Raw genomic sequence first — 15194 nt, forward strand, 5'->3', positions numbered from 1 at the left:
TCCCACCTGTTATTTTTGCCAGCAGGTGAGTCGCCGACACTTCGACGGACTTGGAGGTATCTTTGGGCTTGCTCGACCAACAGGCACAGACGAACGCTTCTGGCATTCGCGTTCACCGTGTTGGTGTTTCGGATATTGTCTCATTAGCGGCGGCGAGGCCGCCTCCGAAGGCCGTTCGGAATCGCTCCGTTCCGACCTGACCTTACCCTCAGATACGAATTGACACCACTTGAAACTGCGGACTTTGGAAACTCGGGGATACCACCGGACAGTGGTTCGTGTAGAGTTCTGTCGGATTCATCCTGCGGCTAAAGCCGCAGGTATTCTCCTCGAATCTGTATAACCCCCCAGTAAAGAGCGGTACCGATTTCACGCCGCCGGTCGACCAGCGCGTCATGCCCGGACTGTACTACGAGGAGTTCGAGGTCGGCGAGACCATCGAGCACGCGAAGCGACGGACGATAAGCGAGGCCGACAACCAGCGCTTCTGTGACATGACGATGAACCAGCAGCCGCTCCACCTCGACGCCGACTTCGCCGCCGACACGCAGTTCGGCGAGCGCCTGGTCAACGGCCTCTACACCATGTCGCTCGCGGTCGGGGTCTCCATCCCGGAGACGACCGACGGCACAATCGTCGCGAACCTCTCGTACGACGGCGTCGAACACCCCAACCCGGTGTTCCACGGCGACACGATCCGCGCGCGGTCGACGGTGACCGACAAGCGGGAGACGAGCGACGGCGAGCGCGGCGTCGTCACCATGCGTGTGGAGGCGTTCAAGGTCGTCGACGGCGACGACGACGTCCTCGTCTGCGAGTTCGAGCGGACCGTTCTCTCGAAAAAGCGGCCCGCGGACGACGGGAGCGACGCAGACAACGGGGCCGCGCCGTAGCCCCCGCCGCAGTCAGTCGCTTTTGCCCGCCAGCAGCAGTCCGAGATACGAGGTCCGGACCTGTTCGTCCGCGTCGAGGCCGAGTCGGTCGAGCGCCTCGACCGCCGCGTCGCGCGCCGCGTCGACCTCGCGTTCCGCCTCGACTTCCCGCTCGATCTCGACGTACTCATCGAGTCCGGTGACGGCGTCGAGCGTCACCGTGAACCCGTCGTACGACCAGAACTCCCGCCGCTTTTCCACCGTTGCGGCCGGCTCGAAGCCGAGCCCCGAGAGGACCGCGGCGAGCGCCTCGCCGTCGTCGACGCCCGTCTCGTGCTCGGTGCGCGTCTTCGAGGCCTCCTCGAGGAGCGGTCCCTTGTAGGTGACCGTCGCCGCCGGGTCGGGCGGTCCCTCCGACAATCCTCCGTCATCTCCTGCCGACGACCCGCCGCCTCCCGCCAGCGGCGTCTCGCGACGAATCCGGAGCGCCTCGTCGGTCTCGGCGAACTCGCGGTGCGGCGCGTCGTAGTAGGTGTCGCGCTGTCGCTTGGCGGCGACGCGCTCGGCGCCGACCTCCCGGAGGCGCTCCCGCGTCGCGTCCAGGTCGGCCGGGACCTTGATCTCGACCTCGTACATGCCCGAGGGTGCGTCCGGGGCGTTCATAAGGGGCCCGGGACTCCGCGAGGGTTCACGACGGCCCGCCAAGTGGGGCTTCGCGACGGCCTGCCGACACCCGTTCGGCGGCCGCGGCCCCCAGAACCGCCGCTCTCCTCCGTTCGTCGGCGGCCTTCGGGCCGAACCGTGCTTCTTAAGGGTGTAACAGGTGACCTTCAGGTATGAGCGATCAGGAGCAAGCGGACGCGGCCGACGAGGCCGAGGAGACCGAGACCGAGACTGACGCCGACGGACTCGAAGACGGCGACTTCGTCCGCGTCGCGTACACGATCCGAACGGCCGACGACGGCCGTGTTATCGACACGACCGACAAGGAGACGGCCGAAGACGCCGAGATCGACGTCGACGAGTACGAGTTCGAGCCCCGCATCATCGCGCTCGGCGCCGGCCACGTGTTCCCTTCCGTCGAGGAGGCGTTCGTCGGCGGCGCCGTCGGCGACGAGGGCACGGTCGACGTCCCCGCCGACGACGCCTTCGGCGAGTACGACCCCGACGAGGTCGAGACGGTCAAGGCCGATAAGATCCCGGAGGACGACCGCTACCCCGGCGCGCAGATCCAGATCGACAACCGCCAGGGCCACCTCGAGACGATCATCGGCGGCCGCGCCCGCGTCGACTTCAACCACCCGCTGGCCGGTGAGGACCTCGAGTACGAGTACGAGATCCTCGAGGCGATCGACGACCGCGAGGAGCAGGCGTCCGGCATGCTCGGAATGTACCTCCAGGAGGCCCCGGAGGTCCGCATCGAGACGGTCACCGAGGAAGAGGAGACCGTCACCGAGGACGACGACGGCGAGGAGACCGTCGAGACCGAGGAGGTCGAGAAGGACGTCCTCTACGTCACGGCGACGCAGGCGATGCAGATGAACCAGCAGTGGATGTTCCAGAAACAGCAGATCGCCCAAGACCTCATGAGCCGCCTCGACCTCGACCGCGTGGTCGTCGAGGAGGTCATCGAGGGCGGCGGCATGGGCGGTCTCGGCGGCATGATGGGCGGCATGGGCGGCGCCGGCGCGGGCGACGTCGACATCGAGGAGGCGCTCGAGGACGTCGACGTCGACGCCGACGAGATCGTCGACGAGATCGACGAAGAGTAGTCGACGTCGCGTCTACCGACTCCCTACTTCTGCCGTTTTCGCTGTCCGGCGAGCGACTGCTGCCCCGCGAGCGACAGCCGTGACCGGTGAGCGACAGCCACGACCGGCGAACGGATCCCTTTTGCCCGCCGACCCGTCCAACACCGAGTATGGAGATCGAACGGGCACGCGAGGACGCGCTCGTCGCCGGCGTCGCGGGCGCGGCGACGGTCGCGATCGCGCTGCTGTCGAGTTTCACTGGCGTCGTCTCGGCGGCGACGCTCCCGACGCTGGCGCCGCTCGCCGTCTACGCGCTGTACCTCTTCTCGCGGAAGGGCGGGCCGTACGGGGCGTTCGACGCCGCGCGGAACTGGGCGGTCGCGGCGGCCGTCGTCGGCGCGCTCGTCCTCCTCGTGTCCGTCGTGCTGTAGGCTCGAAACCAAATGAACGAGAGCGTCAGGCGATGTCGCGGCTCGTGTCGACGGCGACCTCGTCTGTGAGCTTCAGCTTCAGCGGCTCTTCGAGGGCGGCGCCGCCCCGGAACTTGGGGACGACGAGGCGGTTCGCGATCTCCGTCCCGGTGACGGTCGTGCGGAGGTCGAACACCACGTCCGCGACCTGCTCCGTGACGCGTCGCGTCTCCGGGTCCTCGCCGCCGCGGAGCGCGTGGAGCAGCGCGACGCCGCCGGCGTCGACGGCCCGTGACCGCACCCCGTCGAGAAACTCGGCGTACGCGGCCGGTGACGCGCCTTCCTCCAGCGGCTCCACGGAGTCGACGATCAGCGTGCCGTCCTCCGGGATGTCGCCGACCAACGACGCCGCCTCGTCGAGGTCGCCGATGTCGTCCGTCGCCTCGACGGTCGTCTCCTCGTCGCCGTCGCGGCTGAGCGCGGCCTCCACCGCGTCGGCCGAGCGGACGGTCGTGAGGTAGCGGCACCGGCGAACGCGGGCGAACCGGTTCAGGATGAGCTCTGACTGGCTGTCGGGGTTCGCCTTCAACACGACGACGCTACCGCTCGGGAGCCCTCCGCCGAACTGCCGGTCCAGCACCGAGATCCCAGTCGGGAGCGTCTCCATACGATCGCTGCCGCCTGTGGACGTTTGGGTCTGTCGATGGCGGCCCTCTCGGCCGGTCGCACCCCCGTCCTCGGCCGTTCCGGCGTCGCCGGTGGGCGCGATCCTCACGCGATCTGCCACCCGCTCGCCGCCGCGGTCTCGCCGAGCCGCGAGGCGAGGTCGTCGTACGCGGTCCGGACGGCCGGGTCGGACAGCGGAGCGGCCCCGCCGTCGGGGATCGCCCCGAGGACGGGACACCCGAGCAGCGTCGCCACCCGGTCCGGCACGCTCGCCTCGCCGATCACCACCGCGCCGACCGGCGGGCAGTCGAGCCGGCGGGCGATCGCCGCCGTCTTCGCCGCGTCGCGGAGCGCGGCGCGCCGGAGCGGCGTCGCGATCAGCGCACGGTCGGCCGCCCGTAGGGGCGCGGCCACGTCCGGTGACGCGCCGGCCGGGCTGTCGAGCAGAACGGGTGCGCCGTCGGGCGTCGCGCCGTCGAGCGCGCCGAACGTCGCGCCCGCGTCGACCGACCGGGGCGCGTCCGGAGCCGCGAGGACCGTCGGTGCCGACCGATCGGGACGGATCAGCTCCGGCCCGCGGACCGCGTCGAGGACCGTCCGCGCGTTCGTCCCGTCAGCACGACGTTCGGCGCCGACCGGCGGGCGTTCACTTCCGATCTCCGTTGGGGCTTCGGGCTTCGTTTCTGCGGCCAGCCGCGCGAGGTTCGGGAGGTCCCAGTCGGCGTCGGCCGCGACCACCGGCGCACCGCGCCGCGAGAGTGCCCGAGCGAGCCCGAGAGTGGTCGTGGTCTTTCCGCTTCCGCCCTTGCCGCCGGCGACGGCTATCACGGCGGGCGTGGGTCGGTATCTGATATAAAAAGTCGGCCGCAGCCGCCTCGCGGCTCGGCACCCGATCCGCCGCCACGGCGGTCGCGGACCGTCGTCAGTCCTGGCAGCAGCCGCCGGCCTCGCCGCCGAAGTCGACGGCGAGCGGCTCGGAGATGGCCTCGTTGACCGCTTCGAGCGTGTCCTCAAGCTCGTCTTGCGCGTCGAGGTACTCGCTCATCACCGGCATCGAGTGGAGCTCGTCTTGCGCCTCCTGGACGCGCCGGAGCCCGTCGTTCGTCGCCTGCCCGGTCTGGCGGGCCTGCATGAACTCCGCGCGAAGCTGCTCGAACTCGTCGATCCGCTCTTGGACCTCCGCGTCACGCTGGACCGCGGCTCTCGCCTCCTCGAAGCGCTCGTACTCCGGGGTTTCGGCGATCCGCTCGCCGAGCTCTCGGCCGAGGTCCTCGATGGAGACCTGTTCGACGCTCATATCCGGACATCGTGGCCGAGCGGTTTGAACCTGCCGGAGCCGGGGCTCGGAGGTGACTTCCGGTGCCCGCTACGCCGCCCGCGACGCGACGAACTCGACGACCGCCTCGAGCTCCTGCGGGCCGATGCCGTGGCCGCCCGGGAAGCTCCCGTGGGTGACGTCGGCGCCGACGGCTTCGAGCCGGTCGACGGCCGCCGTCGTCCGCGACTCGGGGATCACGCGGTCGCCGGCGCCGGCGCCGACGAAGACCGGCTTGCCCTCGATCCCGTCCGGGTCGAGGTCCGCGTGCGACTCGGCGAGGTAGCCGTGGAGCGCGACGACCCACGCGTAGCGGTCGGGCTCCTCTAACAGGAGCGAGAGGCTGGTGATCGCGCCCTGGCTGAACCCGAGCAGGCCGATCCGGTCGGCGTCGAGGCCGTGGGCGTCGACCGCGGCCTCGACGCTCTCGACGATCAGATCGAGGCTCCGGCGGAAGTCCTCGGCGTCGGGCTGGCTCGACTCCAGCCCGCCGGCCGAGAGGTCGAGCTCGTACCAGGTGTACCCGCCCTGAAGCGGGTCTGGCGCGCGCAGGCTGACGACGTGGTGGTCGTCCGGCAGCTCGGCGGCGACGGGGAGTAAGTCCTCCTCGTCGGCGCCGCGGCCGTGGAGGACGAAGACGGCCGGCGCGGGCTCGCCGTCGGGACTGTCGTCGGGCGCGACGTGGACGTGCTCGAGCGGAATGTCGGTCATCGGCCGTCGGTTGGCGGGGACGGCCGTTAGGTCCGTCGGCCGCGGCAGGCACACGAAGACGCTCGGCGAGATCGAACACCGGCCGACGCCGCCGACCTCGGATCTAGTAACCGGGAGCGGTTACACCAGCCGTCGCCGAACGCGCCGTTTAACCGTCCTGCCGCACAATTCGGTCCGTATGAGCGGCTCCACGGAGGGCGACCTCACGAAGACGGGGATGGCCCTGAAACACGACCGCGAGTGGGACTACGAACTCGATCGGATTCTCGAGGCCATCGAGGAGCGCGACGCGTCGAAGGTCGGCTTACAGTTCCCCGAGGGGCTCAAGCGCCGCGGCCCGAAGGTCGCCGACGACCTCCGCGAGGTCGCGCCCGACGACGTCACCTTCATGCTCTCCGGGCAGCCCTGCTACGGCGCCTGCGACCTCGACACGTACCTGATGCGCCGGACGGACGTGTTCGTCCACTTCGGCCACACGCCGATGAAGGAGTCCGACAGCATCGTCTATGTCCCCCTCTTCTCGAACGTCGACCCCTTCCCGATCATGGAGGACGCGCTGGCGGAGGAGCTGGCGCCCCCCGAGGAGGACGCCGACGTGGGGCTCGTCACCACGGCCCAGCACATGAACCGCTTCGAGGAGATGACGGACTGGCTCGAAGAGCGCGGCTACGAGGTCCACACCCGTCGGGGCGACGACCGCCTCACGAAGGAGGGCCAGGTGCTCGGCTGCAACTACGCCTCCGCGGACATCGACGCCGAACAGGTGCTGTACGTCGGCGGCGGGAAGTTCCACCCGGTCGGGCTCGCGATGGAGCACCCGGACAAGCGCGTCGTCATCGCCGACCCGGTCAACAACGCGGTGTCGGTCGCGGAACACGACCAGTTCCTCAAGCAGCGCTACGCCTCGGTCCACAAGGCGATGGGCGCCGAGAAGTGGGGCGTCATCTTCTGTACGAAGATCGGCCAGGGCCGCTGGGAGAAGGCCCAGGAGATCGTCGAGAACAACGAGAACGCCTACCTGATCACGATGGACGAGGTGACGCCGGACCGCCTCCGCAACTTCGACATGGACGCGTTCGTCAACACCGGCTGCCCGCGGATCACGACCGACGACGGCCCGCGGTTCCACAAGCCGATGCTGACGCCCGGCGAGTACGAGGCCGCGATCGGCGAGAAGCCGCTCGACTCGATCGAGTTCGACACGTTCCACGACACCTGGTAGGGCGCGACCCAGCGCAGCACGCTGATTTTCTCCGATTTCACCGCGACACCCCCTACGTCTCGTTTGGTGGATGCCAGAACAGACCGTCGACTATGAGCGCCGCCGCCGCGAGCGACGCGCCCGCCACGGGCGCCGCGTACCCTCCGGCGAGGAGCGATCCGACCGCGTACACGGCGCAGAACGCGAGCGGGATCGCGAGCAGTATGAGGTCAGCGCGTTCGACCTCCGCGAGACCCATCGACTGTGCTTCCCCGTGTCCTCCGCTCATTCCATGTACCCCAGGTCCTGAAGCTTCTGGGCGATCTGTTTCGCCTCGCTCTCGGAGATCCCGTCGTCGGACTCCATCTCCTGGACGACGACGTGTTTCACGAACTCCTTCACCGAACCGAACGGCTCGTCTTCGATGTACTCCTCGACGTCCGCGACGAACTCCTTCCGCAGCGAGATGGTGGTGTAGTCGCTCATTGCCGAGTCCCTCTCGCGACGGGCTGATAAATTTTAATTACATCTAATTACCAGTCGCTGGCCGCCGGCGCTTCCGGGTCCTCCGTTCTTTTTGCGGGAGCGCCACGTCGATCGGATCGATGACGACGAACGACGGCCACATCTCCACCACGCACATCGGTAGCCTGCCGCGACCCCCGGAACTGCTCGACCTGCTCACCCGCCGCCAGGACGGCGAGGCGGTCGACCCCGACGAGTGGGACGAGACGGTCGCGGACGCCACCCGCGACGTCGTCGACCGGCAGGTCGAGGTCGGCCTGGATTCGATCAACAACGGCGAGCAGTCCCGCGTCTCGTTCAACTGGTACGTCGCGGACCGGCTGAGCGGCATCGACGGCAAGCGGGAGACCGAGCTGTGGGCCGACCTCCAGGAGTTCCCCTCCTACGCCGAGGAGACGTTCAAGACCGACGTGATCGACCTCTCGATGCACCCGGTCGTCACCGAGGCGATCGAGTACACCGGCCGCGAGGAGGCGGAAGCAGAGATCGACGAGTTCACCGACGCGCTCGCGGCCGCGGACCGCGACGTCGACGACGCGTTCATGACCGCGGCGTCGCCGAGCGTCGTCACCGCCACGCACGTCGACGACCACTACGGCGACTACGAGGAGTACCTGTTCGCGGTCGCGGAGGCGATGAAGACCGAGTACGAGCTCGTCGCCGACGCGGGCCTCACGCTCCAGATCGACGCCCCGGAGCTGCTGACGGTCGGCCACACCGCGGCGTACGCCGAGAAACCGCTGGCGGCCGCGAAGGACGCGACGCGGCTCCACGTCGAGGCGCTCAACGAGGCGCTCGCGAACGTGCCCGCCGAGCAGGTCCGGCTCCACACCTGCTGGGGCAGCTACGAGGGGCCCCACCACCTCGACACCGACCTCGCCGAGATGCTGCCTTTGATCTACGAGGCCGACATCACCGGGCTCAGCGTCGAGCAGGCGAACCCGCGCCACCAGCACGAGTACCGCGCGTTCGCGGAGCACCCCGTTCCCGACGGCTGGACGCTCATGCCGGGGGTCGTCGACGTGAAGACGAACATCATCGACCACCCCGAGACGATCGCGGACCGCTTGGAGCGCGTCGCGGACGCGGTCGACGACGGGACCCCGCTCGTCGCCGCGCCCGACTGCGGCTTCGGCACGCAGGCCGGCCTCGGCATGGTCGACCCCGAGATCGCGTGGGCGAAGCTCGAAGCGCTCGTCGAGGGCGCGGAGATCGCGAGCGACCGACTCGCCTGAACGGGCCGCGGGCGGCGCGGTACGGCGCGAGTCATGTGCCCGTCTGACGCGTTTCAAGCTAACGTTTATCACCCAAGCGTACGCCCGTTGGGTGAGGGTTCCCCGGGATGTCCGCTCCAAGGAGTTCGATCGCCGTCGTCTTGGTCGCGAGTACGCGGGACCAAGCGGCGGAGTTCAAGACGTCTCTGGAGCGCGCCGACGACCGCCTCGTCGTTGAGTCGGTCGGGGCGGTCGACGCGGCCTTGGACATCCTCCGGGACTCGCCCGTCGACTGTCTGGTCGCGGTCGGGCGGCCCGCGGAGCCCACCGGCCTCCCCGCCGTCGAAGCGGTCCGCAACCACCACTCGTCCCTCCCGATCGTGTTCTGTCCCGTCGAGCCGCTCGACGCGTCGGCTGTGGCCGAGGCGTTCGAGGCAGGCGCCACCGACGTCGCCCGGACGCACGCCGACTCGGACCGAACCCCCGCTCTCGTCCACCGAATATCGAACGCCGTCGCGTCTGCCCGCGCTGTCGCGGAGGCTGAGCGACAGCGCGACCGCCTCGAGCGGCTCGTTCACGGGATCTCTCACGACCTTCGGAACCCGCTCAACGTCGCGCAGGGGCGGCTCGAACTGGCGCGGAACGAGAGCGACCCCGACCACGTCGACGCCGCGGCGTCCGCGGTCGACCGCACGCTCGAACTGATAAGCGACCTGTTGACGCTCGCGAAGCAGGGCGAGAAGCCGGGGGAGCTCGAACCAGTCGAGCTGTCCGCCCTCGCTGACGAGTGCTGGGCAAACGTCGCGAGCGGCGACGCGACGCTCGTCGTCGACACCGACCGGCGGATCCTCGCGGACCGTGGGCGCCTGAAGCGCCTGCTGGAGAACCTGTTCCGAAATGCTGTCGACCACGGCGCCGATGACGTGACCGTCGTCGTCGGGGACATCTCGCCGATGTACACGACGACGCGCGCCGGCGCCGTCCTCCCGTCCGGCTTCTTCGTGGCGGACGACGGCCCGGGCATCCCCGCCGAGGAGCGCGAGCGCGTGTTCGAGGTGGGGTACACGACGGACGCGAACGGGACCGGGTTCGGCCTCAACATCGTCTCGGAGGTCGCCAGCGCCCACGGGTGGGAGATCGACGTCTCGGAGAGCTCGCGCGGCGGGGCCAGGTTCGAGATAACGGGCGTCGAGTACGACGACTGACCGGACCGAGACCGGCGGCCGACCCTGCCGGGGGTCAGTCGGTCCAAGCGACGCGCTCGACGTACTCCACCGCCGCCGCGGGCGAATCGACGGCCTCGACGCCGTCGACGTCGTGCGTGTCGAGTCCCGCCACGGGGCGACCCTGCGCGAGCGCGAGGCCGATCTCCGAGAGCGTGCCGCCCGCGCCGTCGACCGCGACCGCGGCGTCGCCGTTCATGACGACGAGCGCGTTGCGCGCGTGGCCCATCCCGGTCGCGATCGGCACCGTGACGTGCGGGTTCGCGTCCCCGCGGTCGTCCGTCGGCAGGATCCCGATCGTCTCGCCGTCGGCAGCGCGGGCGCCGCGACAGACCGCCTCCATGACGCCGCCGAGGCCGCCGCAGACGACGGCGTGACCGCGCTCCGCGAGGCGCTCGCCGAGCGCTTCCGCGACCGCCGCCGTCTCCTCGTCGATCGAGCTGCCGCCGATGACGCTGATTCGCATGGCTCGCCCCACGCTCGGGCGGCAGGTAAAACCGACCGATAGGGACTGATTGTTCTCGGAGAACGGCCGCAACACGTCGATTCTCGCCGTTGAGAGCGTCACTGAAACGCTTATCCCTGCCGGCCGTGAATGGGGGCTATGACGTACGATACCGTCGTGTTCGACAACGACGGTGTCCTCGTGGGCCGCACGCGCTTCGACGTGCTCCGGGATGCGACCCGGAACGCGTTCGAGGAGTGCGGCGTCGAGGAGCCCGATCCGGACGACGTAGAGCAGATGACCATCGGTGCGACACCCGGCAGCGTCGGCACCGTCTGTCAGACGTACGACCTCGATCCGGGGTCGTTCTGGCGGACGCGCGACGACGTGGTGTCGCGGGCCCAACAGCAGGAGGCCCGCGAGGGCCGCAAGACCCCGTACGACGACCTCGACGAGCTCCAGGACCTCGACGTCCAGATGGGGATCGTCTCGTCGAACCAGCAGGCGACCGTCGACTTCCTCGTCGACCACTTCGACGGCTTCGACCGCATGGGCGCCGCCTACGGCCGCGAGCCGACGATCCACTCGCTCCAGCTCCGCAAGCCGAACCCCCACTACATCGAGCAGGCGCTCGGCGACCTCGACGCGGGCAACGCCCTCTTCGTCGGCGACAACGAGTCGGACGTCCGCGCGGCCGAGAACGCGGGGATCGATTCGGCGTTCATCCGCCGCCCCCACCGCCGGGACTGGGAGCTGAACGTCTGGCCGACCTGGGAGATCGACCGGCTCTCCGACCTCCACGACATCGTGGAGTGAGGCCGGCTCGTCCCCGTCCGCGCGCCGTCCGGCAGCGACGCGTCGGCGGCGCCGACTGCGGCCCGCTGCCGGCGATGAAGCGTTTAAATCGCATGGCGCGTAACTCGCTCTCGTGACCGACTCGCCCCCGTGGGCCGACCTCTTCGGCCACCCCGAACCCTACCCCGAGCAGGCCGACGGCATCGACGCAGCCGTCGACGCCGCCGAGGACGGCGGCTTTCTCGCCCTCGAGGGCGCCTGTGGGACGGGAAAGACGATGCTCGCGCTCACCGCCGGGCTCGACCGCGTCCGCGACCCCGACTCCGACTTCGAGCGCGTCTTCGTCCTCACCAGCGTCAAACAGCAGTTGCGCCAGTTTGAGACGGACCTCCGGGCGATAAACGACGACCTCCCCGACGGCTACGACCCCGTCTCCGGGCTCACGCTCGTCGGGAAGGCGGACGTCTGCCCGTACGCGCGAGAGAACCGCGGCGGGATCGATCCCGAGAACGTGTACGAGCGCTGCGAGGGGCTCCGCGAGCGCACCCGGAACCTCGTCGGCGACGGCGGCGCGACGACGACCTCGAACCTCGTGAGCGAGGCGCGGAGCCAGCAGGTCGGGCTCATGGACTCCGGCTCGGCGGGACCCGCCGGCGCGGCCGCCGGCGACGGCTCGTCCGCCGACGGCTCCGGCGCCGCCGACTACCTCAGCGTCGACGGCGAGCCCACGCCGTACCGGCCGGACACCGAGGCGTACGACGACGTCGAGTTCTGCCCGTTCTACGCCGGCTTCCTCGACGACCTGCCGGAGGACGGCGACCCCGCGGAGGCGGTCCCGTTCGACGTGACCGAGCTCGGCCACGTCGACGCCGACGAGCTCGTCCGGCTCGCGGCGGGCCACGGCTCGTGTCCCCACTCGATCATGGGCGCGCTCGTGCCGGAGGTCGAGGTCGTCATCGGCAACTACTACCACGCGTTTGACCCCGTGACCACCGGGACCTTCACCGGCGCGCTGCTGGACGACTCCACGTTCGTGGTCTGCGACGAGGCGCACATGCTCGAACCGCGCGTTCGGGACCTCGTGAGCGACGCGGTCGCGGACGCGAGCCTCCGCGACGCCGAGAACGAGCTCACCCGCGTCGTCCAACCGCTCTCGTTCGAGTCGGCGGGCGCGGAGTCCGACGACGCCGCGCTCGTCCGCGGCGAACTGGAGGACGCCGACGTGACGATCGAGGAGATCGAGGCGGTCCGGGAGTTCTACGCCGACCTCCGCGGCGAACTCGACCGGCGCGTCACCGCGTACCTCGACCGCGAGCGCCCGGACTGGCGGGCGTCGATGCGCGAGCTCGACGATACGGAGATCCCGCTGCGCGACCCGGAGGAGCCGGGCGAAGACGAGATCACCGACTGGGCGGACGGCGAGGGGTACGGCGAGCGCGTCTGGGCGCGCGCCGAGCAGGTCGGCGCGGTCGTCAAGCGCGTCCTCGACTCGCTGGAAGAGGAGGACAAGCAGCGCGCGGCGCCCGGCGTCGGCCGCACCCTCAACGCTTGGTACCGCGAGGGCCACACCGACTTCTTCCGGGCGATCGAGCTCGAACGCACGTTCGACGAGACGGAGCCCCCGGACTCGTGGCGGCGGGCGTACAACGCGCGCCTCGCGCTCCACAACTGCCTGCCGAGCGAGCCGATCGGGGACCGCCTCGCCGACTTCGGCGGCGGCGTCCTCATGAGCGCGACGCTGGAGCCGATGGACCTGTTCCGGGAGGTGACCGGGCTCGACCACCTGGCGGAGCGCGGCCGTCCGGTCGTCGAACGGACGTACGGCCTCTCCTTCCCCGCGGCGAACCGCGCGAGCCTCGCGGTCGACGCGCCGAAGTTCACCCACCAGAACCGCGGCGCGCCGGGCGAGGAGAACCCGACGCGGCTCGCGCACATCGACGCGACGGCTGCGGTCGCGCGCCGCGACGGGAACGTCCTCGTCGGGACTCCGAGCTACGCGGAGGCGACGTGGATGGCGGAGTCGCTCGCCGACCGACTCGACAAGCCGGTCCTGCTCGACGAGTCGTCGGGCGACCGCGAGACGGAGTCGCTGAAGGACGACTTCTTCGCCGGCGACGGCAAGGTGTTGGTGACGAGCCTCCGCGGCACGCTCACGGAGGGCGTCGACTACCGCGGCGACCGGCTCTCCGCGGCCGTCGTCTGCGGCGTTCCGATCATCAACACGGCGCGGCCGCAGACCCGCGCGGTGATCACCGCCTACGACCGCCGGTTCGAGTCGGGCTTCGAGACGGCGCTCACCGTCCCGGCAGTGCGGAAGGCCCGACAGGCGGTCGGCCGCGTCATCCGCGGGCCGGACGAGCGCGGCGTCCGCGTCCTGCTCGACGCCCGGTACGCCCGCGACTCCTGGAACGGCGTCAGGGAGTACCTACCCGAACACGAGCGGGAGGAGTATCAGCCGGTCAGCCCGGACATGTTGGAGGTCGCGCTCGACCGGTTCGAGTCGCGGCGCCCCGCGACGAGCGAGTGAGGACGGCCGCGTTTCGCGCCGCCTAACGACTCGTTACCCGGGAGCAAGCGGTTCGTAACTATGCCGTCGGAAGGGGTGTCGAGCGCATGGACGCCGCCACACGCAGCGAACGGTACCACCTCGTCTGCCGCGACTGCTCCCTCGAACGCCTGTGTGACGTTCCCGAGGACGCGGAGGGAATCAGCCGCGACCACGCGGTCGAGACCGGACACCGCGTCGCGGTCGAGCGGGTCGAGTGACAGAGCGACGGGGCGGAGCGACGTGACGGTGCGGCGAGCGCCTCCGGCGACGGGGCTCGCTCAGACGACGTTGGAATCGATGTCACGCGGGAAGTTGGTGAGTCGTTCCGTTCCCGACTCGGTGATCGCGACCGTGTCGGAGTGGCGGTAGCCGTACTCGTCGGTGTAGAGGCCGGGTTCTATCGTGTACACGTGACCGGGCGCCATCACGGCGTCGTCGCCGTCGTAGCGCTCGCCCCAGCCGCGGTCGATGTACGGCGGCTCGTGGGCGCCGAGACCGATGTTGTGGCCGACGTGGTGTTGCGCGAGGTCGGTCACCCCCTGCTCCTCGAAGTACTCCCAGACGACCTCGTCGACCTCGGCGACCCGGACGCCCGGGCCCAAGGCGTCGATCGCGAGCGTCTGCGCCTCCAGCATGAGCTCGAAGTAGTGCTCCTGCTCGTCGGAGTAGTCGCCGACGAACATCGTCCGTTCCAGCTCGGAGCGGTAGCCGTCGACGTTGGCGGTCGCGCCGGTGACGAGCACGTCGCCCTCGGAGAGCCGCTCGTTCGGGGTGTGGCCGTGCGGCAGCGCGGTCTCCTCGCCGGAGATGTAGCCGGCGTGGACCGGGCCGTCGCCGCGGACGCGGACGCTGTAGGCGTCCCCGAGCGCGTCGAGCATGGCGCGGGAGGCCTCGGTCGACGCGCGCTGCGAGACGGTCGCCGGGTGCGCGCCCGGCTCGGAGAAGTCGGCGAGGTAGCGGTGGCCGAGGTTCGCCCACTTCGCCGACTCGCGGATCAGGTCGACCTCGGCGTCGGACTTCGCCCAGCGCATCCGGTCGACCCACGACTGCGTCTCGACGTCGAGGGACTCGGAGAACGCCGGACCTTCGTACCCCATTACGCCAGGCGGCCCGTCCACGTCGGCCGCGATCGCGTCGACGCCGAGGCCGTCGAGCATCTCGACGGCGACCGAGACGGGCTCGCCGCCTGGGTAGTCGAAGTAGTGATGGACGGCGTCGATCCGCGGATTCGGCTCGACGCGCTCGACCTCCAGTCTCGGCACCGTGACCTCGACGCGGTCGTCGGTGACCGCGAGGACGACGGGCCGCTCCGTCTGGATGTGGTGGAAGCCGGTGAGGTACTCTATCGCCGTCGCGCCGACCCACGTCGCGGCGTCGGCGTCGGTGTCGGCGAGTCGGTCTCGGACGGCAGCGAGCCGGTCGTCGAAGGCCGACTCGGGGAGTCGCGTGGCCATGGCTCAGGATACGCGAACGCGCGGATAAACGGTCGGGTAGCGGAACGCCGGAGATGGGGCGCAA

At 70.0% G+C, this 15194-nt stretch carries 18 protein-coding genes; 9 read left to right on the plus strand and 9 right to left on the minus strand.

Annotation, left to right across the window (positions count from 1 at the left end; genetic code table 11):
* Positions 1-395: 395 nt before the first annotated feature.
* A complete protein-coding gene (locus F3H13_RS08250; protein WP_149798563.1) occupies positions 396-893 on the plus strand; it encodes a MaoC family dehydratase in 498 nt (165 codons plus the stop codon).
* A gap of 12 nt (positions 894-905) precedes the next feature.
* On the opposite strand, the gene cyaB is transcribed toward F3H13_RS08250, so the two are convergent.
* Positions 906-1508 carry a class IV adenylate cyclase gene (cyaB, locus tag F3H13_RS08255; RefSeq protein WP_149798564.1) on the minus strand — a complete coding sequence of 201 codons (603 nt, stop codon included), beginning with the start codon at positions 1506-1508 and terminating at the stop codon, positions 906-908.
* A gap of 200 nt (positions 1509-1708) precedes the next feature.
* On the opposite strand from cyaB, the gene F3H13_RS08260 reads away from it, so the two are divergent.
* Positions 1709-2644, plus strand: a complete 936-nt coding sequence (locus tag F3H13_RS08260; protein WP_149798565.1) for an FKBP-type peptidyl-prolyl cis-trans isomerase — start codon at positions 1709-1711, stop codon at positions 2642-2644.
* A 149-nt stretch (positions 2645-2793) separates the two neighbouring features.
* Complete coding sequence (locus F3H13_RS08265) at positions 2794-3054, plus strand: hypothetical protein (protein ID WP_149798566.1); 261 nt, start codon at positions 2794-2796, stop codon at positions 3052-3054.
* A gap of 25 nt (positions 3055-3079) precedes the next feature.
* Here F3H13_RS08265 and F3H13_RS08270 read toward each other — a convergent pair whose 3' ends face one another.
* The 4 genes from F3H13_RS08270 to F3H13_RS08285 form a co-directional block, all read right to left on the minus strand.
* Entirely contained in the window at positions 3080-3700 is a 621-nt protein-coding gene (locus tag F3H13_RS08270; RefSeq protein ID WP_149798567.1) for an RAD55 family ATPase, read from the minus strand.
* A 104-nt stretch (positions 3701-3804) separates the two neighbouring features.
* On the minus strand, positions 3805-4527 hold the full coding sequence (locus tag F3H13_RS08275; RefSeq protein ID WP_149798568.1) for a MinD/ParA family ATP-binding protein: 723 nt from the start codon (positions 4525-4527) through the stop codon (positions 3805-3807).
* 94 nt (positions 4528-4621) lie between these two features.
* Complete coding sequence (locus F3H13_RS08280) at positions 4622-4996, minus strand: YlbF family regulator (RefSeq protein ID WP_149798569.1); 375 nt, start codon at positions 4994-4996, stop codon at positions 4622-4624.
* 69 nt (positions 4997-5065) lie between these two features.
* On the minus strand, positions 5066-5725 hold the full coding sequence (locus tag F3H13_RS08285) for an alpha/beta hydrolase (RefSeq protein ID WP_149798570.1): 660 nt from the start codon (positions 5723-5725) through the stop codon (positions 5066-5068).
* A 178-nt stretch (positions 5726-5903) separates the two neighbouring features.
* On the opposite strand from F3H13_RS08285, the gene dph2 reads away from it, so the two are divergent.
* Positions 5904-6947 (plus strand): diphthamide biosynthesis enzyme Dph2, encoded by a 1044-nt coding sequence (gene dph2 / locus F3H13_RS08290; RefSeq protein ID WP_149798571.1) that lies wholly within the window; start codon positions 5904-5906, stop codon positions 6945-6947.
* A 52-nt stretch (positions 6948-6999) separates the two neighbouring features.
* Here the strand turns inward: dph2 and F3H13_RS08295 are convergent, their stop codons facing one another.
* Both F3H13_RS08295 and F3H13_RS08300 read right to left on the minus strand, forming a co-directional pair.
* Positions 7000-7215 carry a hypothetical protein gene (locus F3H13_RS08295; RefSeq protein WP_149798572.1) on the minus strand — a complete coding sequence of 72 codons (216 nt, stop codon included), beginning with the start codon at positions 7213-7215 and terminating at the stop codon, positions 7000-7002.
* Entirely contained in the window at positions 7212-7412 is a 201-nt protein-coding gene (locus F3H13_RS08300) for a hypothetical protein (protein WP_149798573.1), read from the minus strand. Before F3H13_RS08300 ends, F3H13_RS08295 begins: the two co-directional genes overlap by 4 nt.
* A 119-nt stretch (positions 7413-7531) precedes the next feature.
* Between F3H13_RS08300 and F3H13_RS08305 the strand changes: the two genes are divergently transcribed.
* Positions 7532-8686: a cobalamin-independent methionine synthase II family protein gene (locus F3H13_RS08305; RefSeq protein WP_149798574.1), complete on the plus strand. Its 1155-nt coding sequence runs from the start codon at positions 7532-7534 to the stop codon at positions 8684-8686.
* Between the two features lie 107 nt (positions 8687-8793).
* Positions 8794-9870, plus strand: a complete 1077-nt coding sequence (locus tag F3H13_RS08310; RefSeq protein WP_149798575.1) for a sensor histidine kinase — start codon at positions 8794-8796, stop codon at positions 9868-9870.
* Positions 9871-9904: 34 nt separating this feature from the next.
* Here F3H13_RS08310 and F3H13_RS08315 read toward each other — a convergent pair whose 3' ends face one another.
* A complete protein-coding gene (locus F3H13_RS08315; protein WP_149798576.1) occupies positions 9905-10354 on the minus strand; it encodes a TIGR00725 family protein in 450 nt (149 codons plus the stop codon).
* A 138-nt stretch (positions 10355-10492) separates the two neighbouring features.
* Between F3H13_RS08315 and F3H13_RS08320 the strand changes: the two genes are divergently transcribed.
* The 3 genes from F3H13_RS08320 (at position 10493) to F3H13_RS16200 (ending at position 13894) form a co-directional block, all read left to right on the plus strand.
* Positions 10493-11149, plus strand: coding sequence for an HAD family hydrolase (locus F3H13_RS08320; protein ID WP_004598188.1), 657 nt, complete (start codon positions 10493-10495; stop codon positions 11147-11149).
* Positions 11150-11261: 112 nt separating this feature from the next.
* Positions 11262-13655 carry an ATP-dependent DNA helicase gene (locus F3H13_RS08325; RefSeq protein WP_149798577.1) on the plus strand — a complete coding sequence of 798 codons (2394 nt, stop codon included), beginning with the start codon at positions 11262-11264 and terminating at the stop codon, positions 13653-13655.
* Between the two features lie 86 nt (positions 13656-13741).
* Complete coding sequence (locus F3H13_RS16200; RefSeq protein WP_188128034.1) at positions 13742-13894, plus strand: hypothetical protein; 153 nt, start codon at positions 13742-13744, stop codon at positions 13892-13894.
* Between the two features lie 60 nt (positions 13895-13954).
* Here F3H13_RS16200 and F3H13_RS08330 read toward each other — a convergent pair whose 3' ends face one another.
* A complete protein-coding gene (locus tag F3H13_RS08330; RefSeq protein WP_149798578.1) occupies positions 13955-15130 on the minus strand; it encodes a M24 family metallopeptidase in 1176 nt (391 codons plus the stop codon).
* Between the last annotated feature and the right edge of the window lie 64 nt (positions 15131-15194).

The sequence above is a fragment of the Halorubrum xinjiangense genome (genome assembly GCF_900102375.1).
Lineage (GTDB): Archaea > Halobacteriota > Halobacteria > Halobacteriales > Haloferacaceae > Halorubrum > Halorubrum xinjiangense.

Bases quoted from the DNA above. Each gene is read 5' to 3' on its own strand.
- F3H13_RS08250 (WP_149798563.1), top strand. From the start codon at position 396: ATGCCCGGACTGTACTACGAGGAGTTCGAGGTCGGCGAGACCATCGAG.
- cyaB (WP_149798564.1), bottom strand. From the start codon at position 1,508: ATGTACGAGGTCGAGATCAAGGTCCCGGCCGACCTGGACGCGACGCGG.
- F3H13_RS08260 (WP_149798565.1), top strand. From the start codon at position 1,709: ATGAGCGATCAGGAGCAAGCGGACGCGGCCGACGAGGCCGAGGAGACC.
- F3H13_RS08265 (WP_149798566.1), top strand. From the start codon at position 2,794: ATGGAGATCGAACGGGCACGCGAGGACGCGCTCGTCGCCGGCGTCGCG.
- F3H13_RS08270 (WP_149798567.1), bottom strand. From the start codon at position 3,700: ATGGAGACGCTCCCGACTGGGATCTCGGTGCTGGACCGGCAGTTCGGC.
- F3H13_RS08280 (WP_149798569.1), bottom strand. From the start codon at position 4,996: ATGAGCGTCGAACAGGTCTCCATCGAGGACCTCGGCCGAGAGCTCGGC.
- F3H13_RS08285 (WP_149798570.1), bottom strand. From the start codon at position 5,725: ATGACCGACATTCCGCTCGAGCACGTCCACGTCGCGCCCGACGACAGT.
- dph2 (WP_149798571.1), top strand. From the start codon at position 5,904: ATGAGCGGCTCCACGGAGGGCGACCTCACGAAGACGGGGATGGCCCTG.
- F3H13_RS08295 (WP_149798572.1), bottom strand. From the start codon at position 7,215: ATGAGCGGAGGACACGGGGAAGCACAGTCGATGGGTCTCGCGGAGGTC.
- F3H13_RS08300 (WP_149798573.1), bottom strand. From the start codon at position 7,412: ATGAGCGACTACACCACCATCTCGCTGCGGAAGGAGTTCGTCGCGGAC.
- F3H13_RS08305 (WP_149798574.1), top strand. From the start codon at position 7,532: ATGACGACGAACGACGGCCACATCTCCACCACGCACATCGGTAGCCTG.
- F3H13_RS08310 (WP_149798575.1), top strand. From the start codon at position 8,794: ATGTCCGCTCCAAGGAGTTCGATCGCCGTCGTCTTGGTCGCGAGTACG.
- F3H13_RS08315 (WP_149798576.1), bottom strand. From the start codon at position 10,354: ATGCGAATCAGCGTCATCGGCGGCAGCTCGATCGACGAGGAGACGGCG.
- F3H13_RS08320 (WP_004598188.1), top strand. From the start codon at position 10,493: ATGACGTACGATACCGTCGTGTTCGACAACGACGGTGTCCTCGTGGGC.
- F3H13_RS16200 (WP_188128034.1), top strand. From the start codon at position 13,742: ATGGACGCCGCCACACGCAGCGAACGGTACCACCTCGTCTGCCGCGAC.
- F3H13_RS08330 (WP_149798578.1), bottom strand. From the start codon at position 15,130: ATGGCCACGCGACTCCCCGAGTCGGCCTTCGACGACCGGCTCGCTGCC.